16 protein-coding genes are annotated in these 17,612 nt (G+C 72.2%); 3 read left to right on the plus strand and 13 right to left on the minus strand.

Features of this window, described 5'->3' with window-relative positions:
• Window positions 1-2 precede the first annotated feature (2 nt).
• Together ABD287_RS10790 and ABD287_RS10795 are read left to right on the plus strand one after the other, a co-directional pair.
• Entirely contained in the window at window positions 3-1,127 is a 1,125-nt protein-coding gene (locus ABD287_RS10790; protein ID WP_344171829.1) for a DUF58 domain-containing protein, read from the plus strand.
• On the plus strand, window positions 1,121-3,385 hold the full coding sequence (locus tag ABD287_RS10795; RefSeq protein WP_344171831.1) for a transglutaminase TgpA family protein: 2,265 nt from the start codon (window positions 1,121-1,123) through the stop codon (window positions 3,383-3,385). Before ABD287_RS10790 ends, ABD287_RS10795 begins: the two co-directional genes overlap by 7 nt.
• Here the strand turns inward: ABD287_RS10795 and ABD287_RS10800 are convergent.
• Window positions 3,332-4,192, minus strand: a complete 861-nt coding sequence (locus ABD287_RS10800; RefSeq protein ID WP_344171833.1) for a sensor histidine kinase — start codon at window positions 4,190-4,192, stop codon at window positions 3,332-3,334. The genes ABD287_RS10795 and ABD287_RS10800 overlap by 54 nt on opposite strands.
• Before the next feature lie 119 nt (window positions 4,193-4,311).
• On the opposite strand from ABD287_RS10800, the gene ABD287_RS10805 reads away from it, so the two are divergent.
• Window positions 4,312-4,548, plus strand: coding sequence for a hypothetical protein (locus tag ABD287_RS10805; protein WP_344171835.1), 237 nt, complete (start codon window positions 4,312-4,314; stop codon window positions 4,546-4,548).
• Window positions 4,549-4,581: 33 nt separating this feature from the next.
• Here ABD287_RS10805 and ABD287_RS10810 read toward each other — a convergent pair whose 3' ends face one another.
• The 12 genes from ABD287_RS10810 to narH form a co-directional block, all read right to left on the minus strand.
• Window positions 4,582-5,613, minus strand: coding sequence for an ABC transporter ATP-binding protein (locus ABD287_RS10810; protein WP_344171837.1), 1,032 nt, complete (start codon window positions 5,611-5,613; stop codon window positions 4,582-4,584).
• Window positions 5,613-7,136, minus strand: a complete 1,524-nt coding sequence (locus ABD287_RS10815) for an ABC transporter permease (protein WP_344171839.1) — start codon at window positions 7,134-7,136, stop codon at window positions 5,613-5,615. The genes ABD287_RS10810 and ABD287_RS10815 overlap by 1 nt, the downstream gene beginning before the upstream one ends.
• A gap of 80 nt (window positions 7,137-7,216) precedes the next feature.
• Window positions 7,217-8,236 carry an iron ABC transporter substrate-binding protein gene (locus tag ABD287_RS10820; RefSeq protein WP_344171841.1) on the minus strand — a complete coding sequence of 340 codons (1,020 nt, stop codon included), beginning with the start codon at window positions 8,234-8,236 and terminating at the stop codon, window positions 7,217-7,219.
• Window positions 8,237-8,346: 110 nt separating this feature from the next.
• Window positions 8,347-9,156: a metal-dependent hydrolase gene (locus ABD287_RS10825; RefSeq protein WP_344171843.1), complete on the minus strand. Its 810-nt coding sequence runs from the start codon at window positions 9,154-9,156 to the stop codon at window positions 8,347-8,349.
• Window positions 9,157-9,324: 168 nt separating this feature from the next.
• Window positions 9,325-10,125: a TrmH family RNA methyltransferase gene (locus tag ABD287_RS10830; protein WP_425565591.1), complete on the minus strand. Its 801-nt coding sequence runs from the start codon at window positions 10,123-10,125 to the stop codon at window positions 9,325-9,327.
• A 2-nt stretch (window positions 10,126-10,127) separates the two neighbouring features.
• Window positions 10,128-11,177: an SPFH domain-containing protein gene (locus tag ABD287_RS10835; RefSeq protein WP_344171845.1), complete on the minus strand. Its 1,050-nt coding sequence runs from the start codon at window positions 11,175-11,177 to the stop codon at window positions 10,128-10,130.
• On the minus strand, window positions 11,174-11,632 hold the full coding sequence (locus tag ABD287_RS10840; protein ID WP_344171847.1) for an NfeD family protein: 459 nt from the start codon (window positions 11,630-11,632) through the stop codon (window positions 11,174-11,176). The genes ABD287_RS10835 and ABD287_RS10840 overlap by 4 nt, the downstream gene beginning before the upstream one ends.
• Before the next feature lie 105 nt (window positions 11,633-11,737).
• Window positions 11,738-13,084, minus strand: a complete 1,347-nt coding sequence (locus tag ABD287_RS10845; protein WP_425565592.1) for an MFS transporter — start codon at window positions 13,082-13,084, stop codon at window positions 11,738-11,740.
• Window positions 13,081-14,472 carry an MFS transporter gene (locus ABD287_RS10850; RefSeq protein ID WP_344171851.1) on the minus strand — a complete coding sequence of 464 codons (1,392 nt, stop codon included), beginning with the start codon at window positions 14,470-14,472 and terminating at the stop codon, window positions 13,081-13,083. The genes ABD287_RS10845 and ABD287_RS10850 overlap by 4 nt, the downstream gene beginning before the upstream one ends.
• Before the next feature lie 22 nt (window positions 14,473-14,494).
• Entirely contained in the window at window positions 14,495-15,247 is a 753-nt protein-coding gene (narI, locus tag ABD287_RS10855; RefSeq protein WP_344171853.1) for a respiratory nitrate reductase subunit gamma, read from the minus strand.
• Window positions 15,244-15,864 carry a nitrate reductase molybdenum cofactor assembly chaperone gene (narJ, locus tag ABD287_RS10860; protein WP_344171855.1) on the minus strand — a complete coding sequence of 207 codons (621 nt, stop codon included), beginning with the start codon at window positions 15,862-15,864 and terminating at the stop codon, window positions 15,244-15,246. The genes narI and narJ overlap by 4 nt, the downstream gene beginning before the upstream one ends.
• Window positions 15,857-17,611, minus strand: a complete 1,755-nt coding sequence (gene narH / locus ABD287_RS10865) for a nitrate reductase subunit beta (RefSeq protein WP_344171857.1) — start codon at window positions 17,609-17,611, stop codon at window positions 15,857-15,859. Before narH ends, narJ begins: the two co-directional genes overlap by 8 nt.
• Between the last annotated feature and the right edge of the window lies 1 nt (window position 17,612).

Below are 17,612 nucleotides of genomic sequence, written 5' to 3' on the forward strand. Positions count from 1 at the left end.
CCGTGGCATTGACGGCCGGCCTGGGGCTGGACTACGTGGAGTTGGTGGCGCTCGGGCTGGCGGCGACGGCAACCCTGGCGTTGGCGTCGGCGCAGGCGGCGTGCCGGCCGGCGCTCCAGGTCGACCGCCAGGTCAGCCCGCAGCGGGTGGACCGGGGAGAGCGGTGCGCGGTTGAGCTGACGGTGCGCAACGTCAGCCGGTGGCGCCCGGCGACCATGGTCGCCTGGGACCGCTGCGGCGACACGCTGACGCCGGCGCCGGTGGTCGGCCTGCGCCCCGGCGCCGTCGCCGAGGTGAGCTACCCGGTGGTCACCGACCAACGCGGTCGGCAGTGGGTGGGGCCGCTGCGGGTCCGCCGCGGCGACCCGCTCGGCCTGCTGGCGTCCTGGCAGGACTTTGGCGGCACGACCCCGGTGTGGGTCTACCCGCGGCGGCGCTCGCTGGTCGGCGGGCCGGCTGGCTCGACGCGCAGTCTGGACGGACTGGCCGACGGCGCCCAGCACGGCAGCATCACCTTCGCCGCGCTGCGCGACTATGTGGTCGGCGACGAGTTGCGCCGGGTGCACTGGCGCACCAGCGCCCGGATCGGCCGGCTCATGGTCCGCGAACACGTCGATGCGAGCCTGCCGCACCTGATGCTGCTGCTCGACGACCGTCGCTCGGCTTACCCTGGCCCGCGCGTCGGGGTCTCAGTGGACTTTGAGGCGGCCTGTGAGGCGGCGGCGTCGGTGGTCGCAGCCGCGTGCGGTGACGGGATCGCGGCGACGCTTAGCACGGTGACCGGCGCGAGCGTCGGCGGGCGGGGCCGACACAGCGATCTGCGCGGCCAGCTGGATCTGCTCGCGGAGGCCGCCCCGGATGGTGGCGCCGGGATCGGCGAGGCGGTCGCTCGGCTGCGGTGGCGGCGCGGCGGCGACACGCTGGTCGTGTTCACCGGACCGGGCGGCGAGGACGCGGCGGCGCAGGCAACCGCCGCCGGCCGTCGTTTCCCGACGACCCTCACCGTCCTGTTCGACGAACGGCTCACCGACGACCGAGCCGCCGCCGACGGTGGCGCGGACGCCTCGGTGATTCGGGTACGCGACAGCGAGCAGTTCGCGGCGGCCTGGCAGCGACGCCAGTGGTGATACGTCTGGCCGCCCTGGTCGCCGTCGCTGTCCTGGCCGGGCTGAGCCTCGATCGCGTCTATGACGGCTCGCTGCTGAGTTTCCTCGTGGCCGGCGCGGCGCTTGGGGCGGCCGGGGTGAGCGTCGCGCTGCGGCGGGCCGCCACCTGGTCGGTGGGCCCAGTGTCAGTAGTGGCGATGGTCGGTTATGTGCTGGTGGCCGCGGCGGTCAGCGCTGCCCGCGCCGACGTGCCCGGCCCGCTGGTCGAGATCACCGGCGACGCGCTGGCCAACGGGGCGCCACGAATGCTTACGGCGATGATCCCGGTGACCCCGCAGCCGGACACTGTCGTCATTCCCGTGATGGCGACCTGGCTGGCGGCGCTGGTGGGCTCTGAGCTGGCGATCCGCGGCGGCCGGACGCTGCTGAGCGCCGTGCCGGCCCTCGCGCTGTTCGGCGGCGCGTTGTATCTGGTTGGGCCGAACGCGGCGCCGGCGATGCCGTTGACCGTCGCCGTCGTGGGCGTGCTCGGCCTGAACGTGGCCCTGGCGGGGGTCGCCAGCGGGCATGCCACCGTGGGGGGCGGGCCGGCGGCCGGGGACGTCCGGGTGGCGGGTGATGGCGGTTCGGGGTTGTTGCGCGCGGCGCGGCAGCGAGCCGGTTGGGGCCGGTTGGTCGCCGCAGGGGCGGCGCTTGGCGCAGCGGCGGCGGTGGCGGTTCCCGCGGCCGGACTCGTCGACAACCGGCCCGGCGACCCGCGCCGGCATGTCACCCCGCCGCGGCTGGACGCGCTGGAGGCGAACCCGCTGGTTCGCCTCTCCGGCTGGGCGTTGCGGCCGGAACAGAGCCTGTTCGAGGTGCGCCTCACCGGCGGCGCCGACGCCCCGAACCGGCTGCGCCTGGCCACACTGTCCCGTTACGACGGGGTGACCTGGCAGCTGGGAGCCACGTTCCGCACGGCGGGGAGGGCGTTGCCGCCACCTGCCGACGAAGTCTCGGACCCGACGGGCGCCGTCGCCCAGGAGTTCACGATCACCGGCCTGGACGGACGGCTGCTGCCGGCCGCCGCTGCGCCGCGCTCGGTCGAAGGGGTGCGGGTGGCGTTCGATCCGGACGGCGGCGCCCTGCTGTGTCCTGAGCCGCTCAGCCCCGGGGTGCGCTACACCGCCCGGTCGGCGGTGCGGCCGGTCCCAGCCGGCCTGCTGCCGGACGCCGCCGTCCCGCAGGACGAGCGGGCGGCGGCGCTGATGACCGTCGGCGACGGGGCGCCCGCCGAGTTGACCGAGCTTGCCGACCGGATCGGCGCCGACGCCGTCACTGCGTATGAGCGGGCGACAGCGCTGGAGCGGCACCTGAGCGGGCGGTACCGGCTGGCCGCCGACGCCCCGAGCGGGCACGCGTACCCGAACCTGTCGTTCTTCCTGTTCGGACCGGCCCACGCGGGCGGGCGGCGCGGCGCGTCCGAGCAGTTCGCGGCCGCGTTCGCGGTGCTGGCCAGGCTGATGGGGCTGCCCACGCGGGTGGTGGTCGGGTTCCGCGTCCCCGCCGGCGGCGGCCCCGTGCGCGGCGCCGACGCGGTGGCCTGGCCCGAAGTGCTCTTCGACGGCGTCGGCTGGACGCCGTTCGACCCGTTGCCGCGCGCCGACCAGCCGCCACGCCGGCCCGAGTCGGACATCCGCCCCAGGCCCGAGCCCACCACTCCCCCGCCCTCGGCGCCCCCGTCGCCGGCGGAGCCGCCCCAGCCGACGCCCGGCGCCCCGCCGGCCACGGCCGCCGCGCCGGCGGGCGACGGTGTTCCCACCGGCGCCCTGGCGGCGCCGCTGGCCGTGGCGGCGCTGGCCGTGGCGGCGGGAGCGTCGATGGTGGCGAGGCGGCGGCTGACCCGTCGCCGCCTCGGAACGGCTGACCCCCGGGCCCGGGTCGCCGGCGCCTGGCAGGAGCTGCACGACGCCCTGCGGCTCAGCGGCCGGGCGCCCGCGCCCCACCTGACCGCCACCGCGGTCGCGGAGCTGACAGCGTGCGCCGGCGGGCCCGCCGTGACGCGGCTCGCCGACGCCGCGAACTTGGTGGCCTTCGCCCCGCCGGGCTCGGGCGCGGTCAGCGCCCCGGACGCGGACATCGCCGTCGCGCAGGCCGTCGGGCACGTCGCCTGGGCGCGCTCCCAGCTGTCCTGGTGGCGTCGCTGGTGGTGGACAATCCACCCGGGACCGCTGCGGTGGCGGCAGTCAGGCGTCGACCGGCAGCCGCACCGTGACGGCGGCGCCCGCGCCGAGCGTTGAGGTCAGCCGCACCTCGCCGCCGTGCTCGTCGACGATGGCCCGCACGATCGGCAGGCCCAGGCCCGTCCCAGGGATCGCTTTCTCTACGGCGTTGCTGGCGCGGAAGAACCTGGTGAACAGGGCGTCCTGGTCGGCTGGCGGGACTCCGATGCCGGTGTCGGCGACCGTGATGACGACCCGGTCCCCGTCCAGGGACGCCGTGAGGTCCACCCGGCCGCCGCGTGGCGTGAACTTGACCGCGTTGTTGAGCAGGTTGGCCAACAGTTTATCGATCTGTTCGGGGTCGGCCCGGCCGGTGAGCCCAGGGGCGACCCCGGTGTGCACGGTGACGCCGGCGGCGCCGGCGGCCGAGGCGTTGGCCGCCACCGCGGAGCTGATGAGCCAGGCGTAGTCGACCTCCTGCCGGCTGCCATGCAACGCGCCGACCTCGACCCGGGTGAGCACGAGCAGATCGTCGACGATCGACCGCAGTCGGTTCGCGTTGCGCTCGGCCACCTCGAGCATGTGGTCCTGCGACGACGTCAGCGGGCCGGTCTCCGGATCGCGCAACATGCTCAGGAAACCGCAGATGTTCGTCAGCGGGGTGCGCAGCTCGTGTGAGACGGTCGTCATGAACTCGGTGCGGGCCCGGTCCAGATCCCGTTCGCGCCGCCGCAGATCGTCGTCGACATCGCCCGGCGGCGTGGTCGCCGGGCGATGCGAGCGCCGCCAACCGAACGCCGCCAGGCTGGTAAGCACCCCGACAGCGACGCCGGCGCCCGCGGCGGAGAGCCGGCCGCGGCGTGGGGCCGGTCGTTGGTCGGTCACGGTGACTCCCGTCCGTGGTGAGGTCGAACCGCCGCCACCATAACGCGGGGCCGGGTATCAGTCGGGTCGTTCGGCGCTCTTGACGGCACAGCGAAGGCAAGGTTCGGAAGGTGACGAGGATGTCTACCCAGACCATCGATGAGACCAGGGTCGAGGCGTTGTTCGTGTCCGCGGCGCAACGCTCGGAGCAGCCGAGCGCGCAGGCGGTGCGGGCGGCGGTGAGTGACAGCATCGACGCGTTCGGCGTCGTGGGCTGCGCGGCGCTGGTGGCCCAGGAGTACGGCGAGCACCCGGAGACGGCGGCGTCCCGGATGAGGTGGGCGTTGACGGCTGTCCACGACGCCTACCCGGCGTGAACGGTCCCGCGCCACGTCGCGGTTGTGGCGGGGTCAGGCCGCGAAGGCCCGGACCGGGCCGACGACGGTGAGGCTGACCCTGTCGCCGATGGCCACCGCGGGGACGGCGTCGAGCACCCGGGCGGTCACGGTGACGTCGTCGGCGAGACCGATGACGACGAGCGCGTCGTGCCCGTGGAAGTCCTGGCGCAGGACCACCCCGGGCACCCCGGTGGCGCCTGGGCGGTCGAGGCGGATCTGTTCGGGCCGCACCAGGACGGTGACGTGCCCACCGGCAGTGGTCGCGGCGGCCAGCGCCAGCGGCCCGAGGGCGGACTGCGCGGCGTTGCCGGCGACGGTGGCCGGCAGCAGCACCGCCTCGCCGAGGAAGTTGGCCACCCAGGCGTCGACCGGGTCGCGGTACACAGCGGCGGGGGCGCCGGCCTGCACGATCACTCCGGCGCGCATGACGGCGACCTGGTCGGCCATCGACAGCGCCTCGCCCTGGTCGTGGGTGACCAGGATGCCGGTGGCGCCGTCGGCGCGCAGCGCCTCCCGGACGTCGCGGCGCAGACCGCCGCGCAGGGCGGCGTCGAGGGCGCTGAACGGCTCGTCGAGAAGCACCAGCGGCGGCCGTGGGGCAAGCGCGCGGGCGACGGCCACCCGCTGCTGCTGACCGCCGGACAGCTGGTGGGGCATCCGGGCGCCGTATCCGGCGAGGCCGACCAGGGCCAGGACCTCCTCGACCCGACCGCTGCGGCGAGCGGGCCGGTCCAGCCCGTAGGCGACGTTCGCGGCGACGCTCAGGTGCGGGAACAGCGCGCCCTCCTGGGGCACGACGGCCACCCGGCGCCGGTGCGGCGGGACGTGCGTGCCGGGGCCGGCGACGGTCCGGTCGGCGACGGTGATGGCGCCGGCGTCGACTCGTTCGAACCCAGCGACGCAGCGCAGCAGGGTCGTCTTGCCGCAGCCTGAGGGGCCGAGCACCGCGGTCAACGAGCCTTCGGGCGCGCGCAGGTCGACCCCGGTCAGCGCGGATACCGGACCGTAGGACTTACGGACGTCGGTCATTGTCAGCTCAGCCATCAGGCAGCTCCACGTTCGAGCACTCCGGTGCGGGCCGCGAGGACCCAGGTGGGGATCGCCGAGAGGGCGACCAGCAGGGCTGCGTAGGGGGCGGCGGCGGCGTAGGCGGAGACGGCGGTCTGGGTCCACAGCTGCGTGGCCAGGGTGTCCATGCCGGTGGGGCGCAGCAACAAGGTCGCCGGCAGCTCTTTCATCCCGGCCAGGAACACCAGCGCCGCCGCCGCGCCGACTCCGGGCAGGGTCAGTGGGAGGGTGACGGTGCGCAGCACCGCCCACGGCCCGCGCCCCAACGACCGGGCGACCTCCTCCAGCCGGGGCGGGCTCTGGCCGGCGGCGCTGGCGATCGAGCCGACTGCCAACGGCAGGAATAGCGTGGCGTAGGCCAGCGCCAGCAACCACACCGTCTGGTAGAGCGGGTAGGCGACGTTGATGCCGAAGTAGACCAGCGACAGCCCGATGACGAGGCCGGGCAGGGCGTGCGCCAGGTAGGTGATCCGGTCCAGGACCGTGGCGACGACGCCGGGAGCGCGGGCGCTGAGCAGCCCGACCGGCAACGCCAGCAGCACCGTCAGGCCGGCGCCGGCGGCGGCCACCGCCAGGGACGCTCCGGCGGCCTGGCCGATCTCGGCGATCGTCCCGGGCCGGGATACCCCGGCGACCGACCAGCGCAGCAGGCTGAACGCGGGGACGCCCAGGGCGAGCGCCGCCAGCGCGGCGCTCGCGGCCAGCGCCGACCAACGCCAGCGGCCGAGCCTGATCCGGGTCTGTGGGCGGGCTGATCCGGCGAGCCGGGCGTATCGGGCGCCGCGGGCGCGGGTGGCCAGTTCGCCGCCGACGAGCAGCGCTGTGAGCGCCACGAGAACCGTCGACAGGACGAGGGCGCCGGTGCTGTCGAAGCCGAGGCTGAAGGCGGTGAAGATGGCCCGGGTGAAGGTGTCGACACGCAGCAGCGACACCGCGCCGAAGTCGGAGAAGACGTAGAGCGCCACCAGCAGCGCCCCAGCGGCGAGCGCGGGGCGGGCCAGCCTCAGGGTGACCCCGACGAAGACCTGCCAGGGGCCGCGTCCCAGGGACCGGGCGACTTCCTCGGCGGCCGGGTCGGCGCCGGCGAGGGCCGCGGCGACGGGCAGGTAGACGTACGGGTAGCAGGCCAGGGTGAGGACCAGCGCGGCGGCCCAGAAACCGGCGAAGCCGTCGATGGTGGAGGTCCAGGCGAACGCGGCGACGTAGGTGGGGACGGCCAGCGGCAGGGCGGCGAGGACTCCGAACGCCCGGCGTCCGGGAAGGTCGGTCCGGGTGACCAGGTACGCGGCTGTCAGTCCGGCGACGACGCTGGCCGCGGTGACGACGCCCGCCAACGCGACGCTACGCAGGCTGAGAGTGAGAGTGCGCGCCGTGGCGATCTCGTCAAGGATGCGTTCCCAGCCGGCGTCGTGGGCGCGGACGGCAAGGTATAGGAGCGGGAGCACGCCGACGGCGACGGCGGCGGTCGAGGCGAGGAGCAGCGCCGGTCGGGGCGCCAACCGGCGGAGGTTCGTGCGAGCGCGCGAGCGCCGGGCGGAGCCGTTGGGTCGGCCCCGCCCGGCGCTGTCAGCGGTCGCGGTCAGGCCAGGCCAACTTCCTTGAGCATGGCGACCGTGCCGGCCAGGTCGTCGAGGTTGTTGAGGTCGATCGCCGGTCCCTTGAGGGTGTCGAGCGCCGGCATGCCCTCGGCCAGCGGGATGCCGGGCGCCATCGGGTACTCGTAGGTGTTGTTGGCGAAGTAGGTCTGCGCGTCGGCGCCGAGCAGGTAGTCGACGAGTTTGACCGCGTCCTCGCCGGTGGACGTCTTCAGCACGCCGATGCCCGAGACGTTGACCAGCGACCCGACGTCGCCGGGGGCGAAGAAGTGCATCCGGGCCGGCTGGAGGTGGACGGCCACGCCGACCTCTTTGGACTTTTCGAACAGGTAGTAGTGGTTGACCAGACCGGCGGCGACCTTCTGGTCGTGCACGTCGTTGACGATCGCGTCGTTGTTGGGCCGGATCTGGACGCCGTTGGCCTTGAGGTCGGTGAGGAACTTGCGGGTGCGGTCGTCGCCGTGCTGGAGGCGCATCGCGGTGACGAACGACTGGAACGAGGCGTTGGTCGGGGCGATGGCGACCTTGTTCTTCCACAGCGGACCGGTCAGCTCGAACACTGACTTCGGCAGCTTCTGGTAGGGGGCCCTGGTCGGGTTGAAGGTCAGCACCCGAGCCCGGCCGGTGAGGCCGACCCACTGCTTGTTGTTCGCCCGGTACTGGGCCGACACCTTGTTGAGAACGGTGTCGGGTAGCTCCGTGAACAGGCCCTTCTTGCTGACGGCGCCGAGCGCGCCGGCGTCCTGGGCGAGGAAGACCGAGGCGGGGCTCTTGTCGCCTTCTTCCAGGAGCTGGGCGGCCATCTGCGCGGTGTCGCCGTAGCGCACGTTGAGCTTGATGCCGGTGGACTTGGTGAACTGCTCCAGGATCGGCTTGACGAGCTTCTCGCTGCGGCCGCTGTACACGGTGAGCGCCTTGTCGTCGCCCCCGTCGGTGCAGGCGGTCGCGAGGCTGAGCACGAGAGCGCCGGCTACCGCCAGCGCCAGGGCGCGCGGGTTGCGCATGGCGTCTCCTAGGATGGTCGTTTAGGCGAGGCTGACCTTACTGGCGGCGGCGTCGGCAATCAACACGCTCAGGGCAGGCCAAACGGCCCGAATCGGCGCCCTGCGCGGCCCTACAGGTTGGGCAGCCAGCGTTGGGCCGCGGCCGGCGCGAGCAGCGCCAACGCCGCGAGCCCGGTGACGATCAGCATCGCGCCGCGGAGCACCACCACCTCGACGGGGCCGCCGGCCCGTACCGCCACCGCCTTCGGCAGCCCGATCATCCGCCAGGTGCGGCGGCCCAGCGGCAGCGGCCACAGGATCGGGATGCCGGCGCTGGTGATGAGGTCGCCGAGCAGGTGGGTGAGGCAGCCGACGGCGACCGCGAACCCCAGCTCCGGGTAGGACCGCTCCCCCGGCAGCGTGAGGTACGCCGCGTACGCCGCGACCGCCGAGGCCGCGGTGACGGCCAGCCACCCCGATCGCTCGGCCCACCGGTCGAACAACCCGCGCAACGCCAGACCCATCATGACGAACAGGATGGCGATCACCGCCGGCTTGCCGTACCGCACGCACAGCCAGGTGGTCCCCCAACCGACCAGGGCGACGAATGGCAGCGTGTGGGTGAAGGTGCGGTGCCCGTTACGCCGATGTGGATCTTTCTTCATCTTGGTGGCGTGGTACATGAACAGGCACAGCTTCTCCACGACCTCCGCCAGGAAGAGGGTGAAGATCCCGAACGCCCGGGCCACGGTGGCGCCGCCCCGATTCGCCGTCACCTTCCCGGACATGTCCAGGTCGGGCAGCAGCGCCGCCCCGGCGCACACCGCGGCGCCGACTGCCAGCGCCGCCGGCCGCTGGTGGAAGCCCCAGAAGTGGTCGGCCGCCCACGATCCCGCCAGCCACACGGCCGCCCCCGACAGGGCGTGTGATGGGCCCATCACCTGTCCGTCCACCTCCGAGCGTCGGCGCGCCACGCGCCGGCATCCGCACCATGCCAAAGCAGGCGCCCGGGCGCAACGACCGCCACGCCACAGTGGAAGACGTTCGGCAGTCGGCGAGCACGAGACGGCGCATGGCCGTGGCCGTACCCGCGGCTGAGCGCGCCGCGCTCAGCCGTCGTCGCGGGACAGCTCCCAGAACGCTACGGCGGCCGCGGATGCGGCGTTGAGCGAGTCGACGCCGCGGCGCATCGGAATGACCACCCGGCGGTCGCTGGCGCGCATCGCCGCCGGTGACAGGCCGGGGCCCTCGGCGCCGATGAGCAGGGCGGTGCGGTCCCGGTCGACGGCCGGCAGCCGGTGGATCGGGGCGGCGTCCGGCGCGGGGGTCATCGCCAACACGGTGAACCCGGCTGCCCGGACCTCGCCCAGCCCGTCCGGCCAGGTCTCCAGTCGGGCGTACGGGACGGCGAACACCTCGCCCATGCTCACCCGGACGCTGCGGCGGTAGAGCGGGTCGGCGCACGACGGTGACAGCAGCACCGCGTCGACGCCCAGCGCGGCGGCCGCCCGGAACACCGCCCCGAGATTGGTGTGGTTGTTGAGGTCCTCCAGCACCGCCAGGCGCCGCGCCCCGGCCATCGCCTCGGCGACGCTTGGCAGGGGGCGGCGGTGGAACGAGGCGAGCACTCCCCGGTGCACGTGGAAGCCGGTCACCTGTTCCAGCAGCTCCGGCGTGCCGGTGTAGACGGGGGCGTCGTGCTGGGCCAGGTCAGCCAGCTGCCCGGCGCGCTTGGCGTCGATGAGAAACGAACGGGGCCGGTACCCGGCGCGCAGCGCGCGCCGGAGCACCAGCTCCCCCTCGGCGATGAACAGGCCGTGCGGCGGTTCCCAGCGGGTCCGCAGGGCGACGTCGGTCAGCTCGCGGTAGTCGCCGACCCGGGGGTCGACGGGTTCGTCGATCGTGAACACCGTCAGCCGCGGGGCGGTTCCGGGTCGATGACGGGAGTGACGCTCGCGCCGGTGACCTGCCGCTCGGCGGCGCGGACGGCGTCATCGACCTCCCGGGCGGCGGCCGCGGCGGCCTCGGCTGCCTGGCTGGCCTCGGCGCTGGCCTCGGCGTCGGTGAGCGGGGCGACCGGGAGGTCGCCGACCATGTTGGCCAGCCCGCCCAGGGCGCCGCCCATGCCTTCCAGGGCCTTCGTCAGCTCGGCCGGCACGATCCAGATCTTGCTGGCCTGACCGTTGGCGATCTGCGGCAGCGCCTGAAGGTACTGGTACGCCAGCACCTTCTGGCTCGGGTTGGCGGTGTGGATGGCCTCGAAGACGGTGCGGATGGCCTTGGCCTGGCCCTCCGCCTGGAGGATCCGGGCTTGCCGGTCGCCGTCGGCGCGCAGCACCGCCGCCTGCTTCTCGCCCTCGGCGGTGAGGATCTGCGACTGCTTGTGGCCCTCGGCGTTGAGGATCGCGGCGCGGCGGTCCCGCTCGGCCCGCATCTGCTTCTCCATCGAGTCCCGGATGCTCGCCGGCGGCTCGATCGCCTTCAGCTCGACCCGGGTGACCTTGATGCCCCAGCGGCCGGTGGTCTCGTCGAGCACGCTGGACAGGTGCTGGTTGATCTGGTCCCGGCTCGTCAGCGCACGCTCCAGGTCGAGCGAGCCGATGACGTTACGCAACGTGGTGACGGTGAGCTGCTCGATGGCCTGGAGGAAGTTGGAGATCTCGTAGGTGGCGCGCACCGGGTCGACGACCTTGAAGTACAGGACGGTGTCGATGGAGACGACGAGGTTGTCGCTGGTGATCACCGGCTGGGGCTCGAAGCTGACGACCTGCTCACGCATGTCGACCTTCGTGCGTACCGCCTCGATGAACGGCACCAGGAAGTTGAGGCCGGGGCCGAGGGTGCGCTGGTAACGGCCCAGCCGTTCGACGACGTCCATGCGCTGCTGCGGCACGATCCGCACCGAACGCGCCAGGACGACGATGACGATCAGCGCGACCGCCCCGATGAGAATCTCGGTCACTGACTCAGCTCCTTGTCCTCGCCCGCGTGCTCCCGAACCATAACGGTCGCCCCGCTCACGCTCACCACCCGCACATGTGACCCCACGTCGATCGGCGCGACGCCCAGGGGCACCCGCGCCGACCACAGCTCCCCGGCCACCTTGATCAGACCGGACTCGTCGTCGACCGGCTCGATGACGATGCCCAGCGATCCCTCGACGGCGTCCACCCCGAACCGCGCCGGCAGCGCGGCGGCCCGACGCCGGTGGCGTTGGATGACCGGACGCGCGGCCAGCGCGCCCAGCGCTGACACCGCGGCGAAGACGCCCAGTTGGATCGGCGTGTTCGCGCCCAGCCCGGAGGCGAGCGCCGCCGCGAACGCGCCGACCGAGAACATGGCCAGCACCAGCGTCACGGTGAACAGCTCGGCGACGGCGAGCACGACGCCGAGCGCGACCCAGACGAGAGCATCCATGCCTCTGATCGTGGCATGGCCACGCAAGCTAAGCGAACCCGTCATCGGCGTGGAAACGGGGGCGGCCCGGGCTCAATCAGCCCAGGCCACCCCGCGGGCGCCAGGTCAGGAGGGTCGTTCGGCGCCCTTGCGCGCGTAGAACCACCAGGCCAGCGCCACGCAGGCGGCGAAGAACGCCGCCCAGAAGGCGAAGAAGCCGACCGCCGGGAAGCTGGCCAGGCCGATGCCGAACAGGAACGGCCCGAACGCCGCGATGGCCGCCGTCCAGCCGATGACGCCGCCGGCCTGCCGGCGCTCGAAGATCATCGGCATCTGTTTGAAGGTCGAGGCGTTGCCGACCCCGGCGAAGAAGAAGATCGCCAGCATGCCCCAGACGAACGGCGCGAACTCGGCCATCGACTCGGGACTCAGGTAGAAGGCGGTGAACACAGTCGCCATGGTCATCCCGACTCCCGAGATGACCGTCCAGACCGCCCCGCCGTACTTGTCGCACAGCGGCCCCCAGGCGACCCGGGCCGCCGAACCGACCAGCGGACCGAGGAAGGCGTACCTGAGCGGGTCCGGGGCGTCCGGGAAGGCCCCGTAGAGGTTCTTGATGAGCAGACCGAACTGGGCCGAGAAACCTGAGAACGCGCCGAAGGTCATCAGGTAGAGCGCGGTCATGATCCAGGTGTGCTTTTCGCGGAAGATGTCCAGCTGCTGCCGGAAGTTGGCCTGGATCGGGACGCTGCGCAGGAACATCCAGGCCAGCGCCGCCCCGGCGATGACCCACGGGATGAACACGATGCCGGCGTTGTGCAGCCAGATGTTGCCGCCCAGTCCGGGGTCTGGCTTGACCACGTCCTGCGGGGTGATCGCGGTGGTGCCCAGCAGCGCGAACCCGATCACCCACGGGATGAGGAACTGGACGATGCTGACGCCGAAGTTGCCGACGCCGGCCTGGATGCCCAGGGCCACGCCCTGCTTGCGTTTGGGGAAGAAGTAGGAGGTGCTGGGCATGAAGCCGGAGAACGCGCCGCCGCCGATGCCGCATAGGAACGACAGCGTCATCAGGATCCAGTACGGGGTCTGCTCGTCCCGCACCGCCCAGCCCCAGCCGGCCATCGGAATGATCAACAGCAGGGTCGACAGGGTGACCATCCTGCGGGTGCCCATGATCGGCGGCAGGAACATCCAGATCATGCGGAGCAGGCCGCCGGCCAGGCCGGGCATGGCGGTGAGCCAGTAGAGCTGGTCGGTGCTGAGGGTGAAGCCGATGTTGTTGAGTCGCGGAGCGATCGCCGACACCAGGAACCAGGTGATGAACGCCAGGGTCAGGTTGTAGGTGGTGATCGTCAGGGTGCGCCAGGCCAGCCGGGAGTCCCAGGTCTTCTCGTCCTCGGGGTTCCAGTCGGTCAGCCACTCTTTGCCGCGCCGTAGGGGCGCGTCGGCCGCGGTGGTCATTGGTGTCAACTCCCGTTGGCTGCGCCGGCCGCCTTGGCCGGACGTGGTTCGAGGTCGCCGGCCAGCTCGGGGCTGCCGGCGTGCAGCATCCGGTACACGGTCAGGTGCATCCAGGCGGCGCTGGCGACAGTGAGCAGGAAGAGGATGAAGAAGGTGCTCTGCGGCAGCGCCGTCCAGGACTGGGTGTAGGCGAACATCGGGGGCAGGAAGAACCCGCCGAGGGCGCCGAGCATGCCGACCAGGCCGCCGACCGCGCCGACGTCGCCGGGGAAGTACTCCGGGATGTGCTTGTAGACGGCGGCCTTGCCGACGCCCATCGCCACCCCGACCAGGAACACGCCAATGGTGAACGGGATGACGCCCAGTTCGTACGGGAGCACCTCGCGCAGGCCGTCCGGCTCGTACCTGGTGGGCACGTGCAGGACGATGTGTCCGTACGGCATGGACAGGAACAGGGTCGAGGCCGCCATGACCCCGAAGGTCCAGTACATGACCCGGCGGGCGCCGAACCGGTCCGACAACGAACCGCCGACCGGGCGCAGCAGGCTGGCCGGGAAGATGAACAGCGCGGTGAGCAGCGCCGCCTGGTACAGCGGCAGGTCGAAGACGTCGACGTAGTACTTGGGCAGCCAGGCCGACAGCGCCACGTACGCGCCGAAGACCGTCACGTAGTACAGGCTGAAGCGCCACACCCGCAGCTCGCCCAGCGGCCGGAACATCTCCTTCAACGGTCGGCCCTGGCCGGGCTTGCGGTCCTGGCTGGGGGTGCCGATCCACATGAGCAGTCCCATGATGACCAGCAACGCCGCGTACAGGAAAGGCACGAACCGCCACCCGCCCGGGATGGCGCCGCCGAGGTAGCCGGCGGCCGGGACCGCGGCGATGAGCGCCGGGCCGATGAATTTGGTGACCGAGGCGCCGACGTTCCCGGCGCCGAACAGGCCCAGGGCGAACCCCTGGTGCTCACGCGGCGTCCAGGCGGCCACCCAGGAGACGCCGACCGAGAACGCGTTGCCGGCGAAGCCGACGAGGAAGGCGTAGACGAGCAGCTCGGTGTACCCGGCGGCCTGGGAGACCAGGTAGGCGGGGATCGCGGTCACCAGCAGCATTCCGGTGAAGACGACCCGCCCGCCGACCCGGTCGGCGTAGACGCCGGCGAGCAGGCGCCAGATGGAGCCGTTGAGAATGGCCACCGCGCTCAGCCAGGAGAGCTGGACGTCGGTGAGACCGAACTCGTCCCGGATCGGAATGCCGAGCACGCCGAACATCAACCAGACGGCGAACATGAGGGTGAAGCCGGCTGTGGAGAAACCGAGGACGCGCCGGGCGCCCTGTCGGTCGTCGGCCGGGACGCCCGCGCCAGGGGGCGGGGTCTGGGCCTGCTGTGCGGCTGTCATGACCAAATCCTCCCGAGCGGGATCAGGAGCGCCCTGACTTGACCGGACGCTTCGGCGGTCCCTCCCAGCCCGGACGGGCCGCGCGCAACCCGGTGCGGCTGGGGGTGTCCCGGGAGCGGTACACCACGTACGGGCGGGTGGTGTAGCCGATCGGGGCGCTGAAGGCGTGCACCAGCCGGGTGAACGGCCAGAAGGCGAACAGCAGGAACGCCGACAGCACGTGGATCTGGAACGACAGCGGCACGTCGGCCATCAGCTCGGGCCTGGGCTGAAAGACGAACAGGGACCGGAACCAGGGCGAGATGGTCTCCCGGTAGTCGTAGCCGTCGCCGAGGATGTTCGCCTTCGCCGTCGCCCACAGGCCGATGACGATGGCGCCGCCGAGCAGGACGTACATGGTCTTGTCGTTCTTGGTGGTGGCGGCGAACACCGGGCCGGTGAGCCGGCGGCGCAGGATGAGGATCGCCAGGCCGATGACGGTGCAGACGCCGGCGAACGTGCCGACGAACACCGCCGTCAGGTGGTAGGCGTGCTCGGTGATCCCGACGCCCTCGGTCCACGACTTGGGGATCACCAGACCGCTGAAGTGGCCCAGCACCACGAAGATGATGCCGAAGTGGAACAGCGGGGAGCCCCAGCGCAACACCGCCGACTCGTACAGCTGGGAGGAGCGGGTCGTCCAGCCGAACTTGTCGTACCGGTGCCGCCAGATGGTCCCCCCGATCAGGGTGGCGATGGCCAGGTAGGGGAAGACCACCCACAGCAACGTGTTCACCGACGACCTCCGGTCGTGTCGACGAGTCCGAACCCTTCCAGCCCGACCTGCTCCATCGGCGGGCCGGTGCGGGCCAGTGTCGCCGCGGCGGCCAGGTCGGCGGCGTCCGGCGGCGGCAGCATCGCCCGCACCGCGGCGATGGCGTGGCGATAGGGCGAGCCGGCCAGCGCCTTGTCGAGCAGGTCCAGGCCGATCCGGTTGGCCCGCAGCAGGCGCCAGCCGCCGACGTGGACGGCCGCCAGGTCGAGCACCGCGGGCAGGTAGTCCGGCAGCTCCCCGCCGACGACCTCCACCCCGGCCGCCTTGTACGCGGCGACGAAGCCGACGAGCGCCTCGCCCCGTCTGCGGGTGTCCCCGGCGGTGTAGTAGCTCAGGTGCAGGGCGCTGCGGCGGCGGAAGTCGAACAGCTGCACGTACTCGGCGGCCAACTCTCGCGGGTGGACGCTGGCGCGGTACCCGGCCAGCGTCGCGATCGGGTCGGCGACCTCGGCGGGAAGCTCCGGCAAGGCTGCCTCGATGAGCGGCAACGCGTCGAGGGTCTGCTCGTCCGGGTAGCGCAGCAGCAGCGACGCCGCCCGGGCGGCGACCGCGCGCCAGTCCAGGTGGGGCTCAGTCATTGCGGGCCTCCATCGCGGCGCCGAGCCCGCCGGCGCCGGTTTCCGGGGTGGTCACCTCGCCGGTTGGCTCGTCCGGGGCATCAGGGCCGGTGCGGGGCGGGAACAGCCCCGACGGCTGGCCCTTGCCGTCCCAGTTGAGCAGGTTGACCCGGCCGGTCTTGTCCTCCGGACCGGCGACCGTGTCGGCGGTCTGCCGGTTGCGCAGCATGTGGAAGTTCTCCACCGAGATCGGCTGCGGGGCCCCGGACGCCTCGCCGAACGGCCCCGAGGTGTCGTAGCCGCCGCCCATGCCGGGGCCGCCCTCGAACTCCAGCGAGCACTCCGCGCCCAGGGCCGCCAGGTTGTGGGCGTCCTCGGCGTGCGCGGCGGGGATGACGTACCGGTCCTCGTACTTGGCGATGGCCAGCAGCCGGTACATCTCGTCCATCTGCTGGCCGGTCATGCCGACGGCCGCGGCGATCGACTCGTCGCGCTCCTCGCCGAGGTTGATCCGGCGCTGGTAGGAACGCATCGCCGCCAGCTTGCGCAGCACCGCGTCGACCGGGGCGACATCGCCGGCGGTGAAGAGTCCGGCCAGGTACTCGACCGGAATGCGCAGAGCGTCGACGGCGCCGAACAGGTTGCCGACATCCTCGCCGTCGTGGCCGGTGTCGCGCAGCACGTCCACCACCGGCGACAGCGGCGGGATGTACCAGACCATCGGCATGGTCCGATACTCCGGGTGCAGCGGCAGCGCCACCTCGTGCCGCATGATCAGATCCCAGACCGGGGAGCGTTGGGCGGCGGCGATCCAGTCGTCCGGGATGCCCTCGGCCCGCGCCGCGGCGACCACGAGCGGGTCGAACGGGTCTAGGAAGCAGCCACGCTGCGCCTGGTACAGGTCCTTCTCATCCTTGACCGACGCGGCCTTGGTGACCCTGTCGGCGTCGTAGAGCATCAGCCCGAGGTAGCGCAGCCGACCGACGCAGGTCTCCGAACAGATCGTCGGCTGGCCGATCTCGATGCGCGGGAAGCACATCGTGCACTTCTCGGCCTTGCCGGTGCGGTGGTTGAAGTAGACCTTCTTGTACGGACAGCCGGTGATGCACATCCGCCAGCCCCGGCAGCGGTCCTGATCGACCAGGACGATGCCGTCCTCGGCCCGCTTGTAGATCGCCCCCGACGGGCAGGACGCGGCGCAGGCCGGGTTGAGGCAGTGCTCGCAGATCCGCGGCAGGAAGAACAGGAACGACTTCTCGTACTCCTGCCTGACCTTGTCGGCGATCTGGGCCAGGACCGGGTCGCCAGCGGCGATCTCGTTGCCGCCGGCCAGCGAGTCGTCCCAGTTCGCCGACCAGGTGACCTTGGTGTCCTCGCCGGTGAGCAGCGACTTGGGCCGGGCCACCGGGCTGTGCTCCCCGGCCGGGGCGGTCAGCAGGTGTTCGTAGTCGTAGGTCCAGGGCTCGTAGTAGTCCTGGATCGAGGGCAGTTTCGGATTGGCGAAGATACTGAACAGCTTCTTCACCCGGCCGCCGGCGCGCGGCTTGAGCTTGCCGGTGCGGGTGCGGGTCCAGCCGCCCTGCCACTTGTCCTGGTCCTGGTAGGTGCGCGGGTAACCCTGGCCCGGCCGGGACTCCACGTTGTTGAACCACACGTACTCGACGCCCGACCGGTTCGTCCACGCCTGCTTGCACGTCACCGTGCAGGTGTGGCAGCCGATGCACTTGTCGAGGTTCATCACCATCGACATCTGCGCCATTACTCGCACG

Origin of the sequence: Pilimelia columellifera subsp. columellifera, from assembly GCF_039532605.1 — a bacterium.
GTDB lineage: Bacteria > Actinomycetota > Actinomycetes > Mycobacteriales > Micromonosporaceae > Pilimelia > Pilimelia columellifera.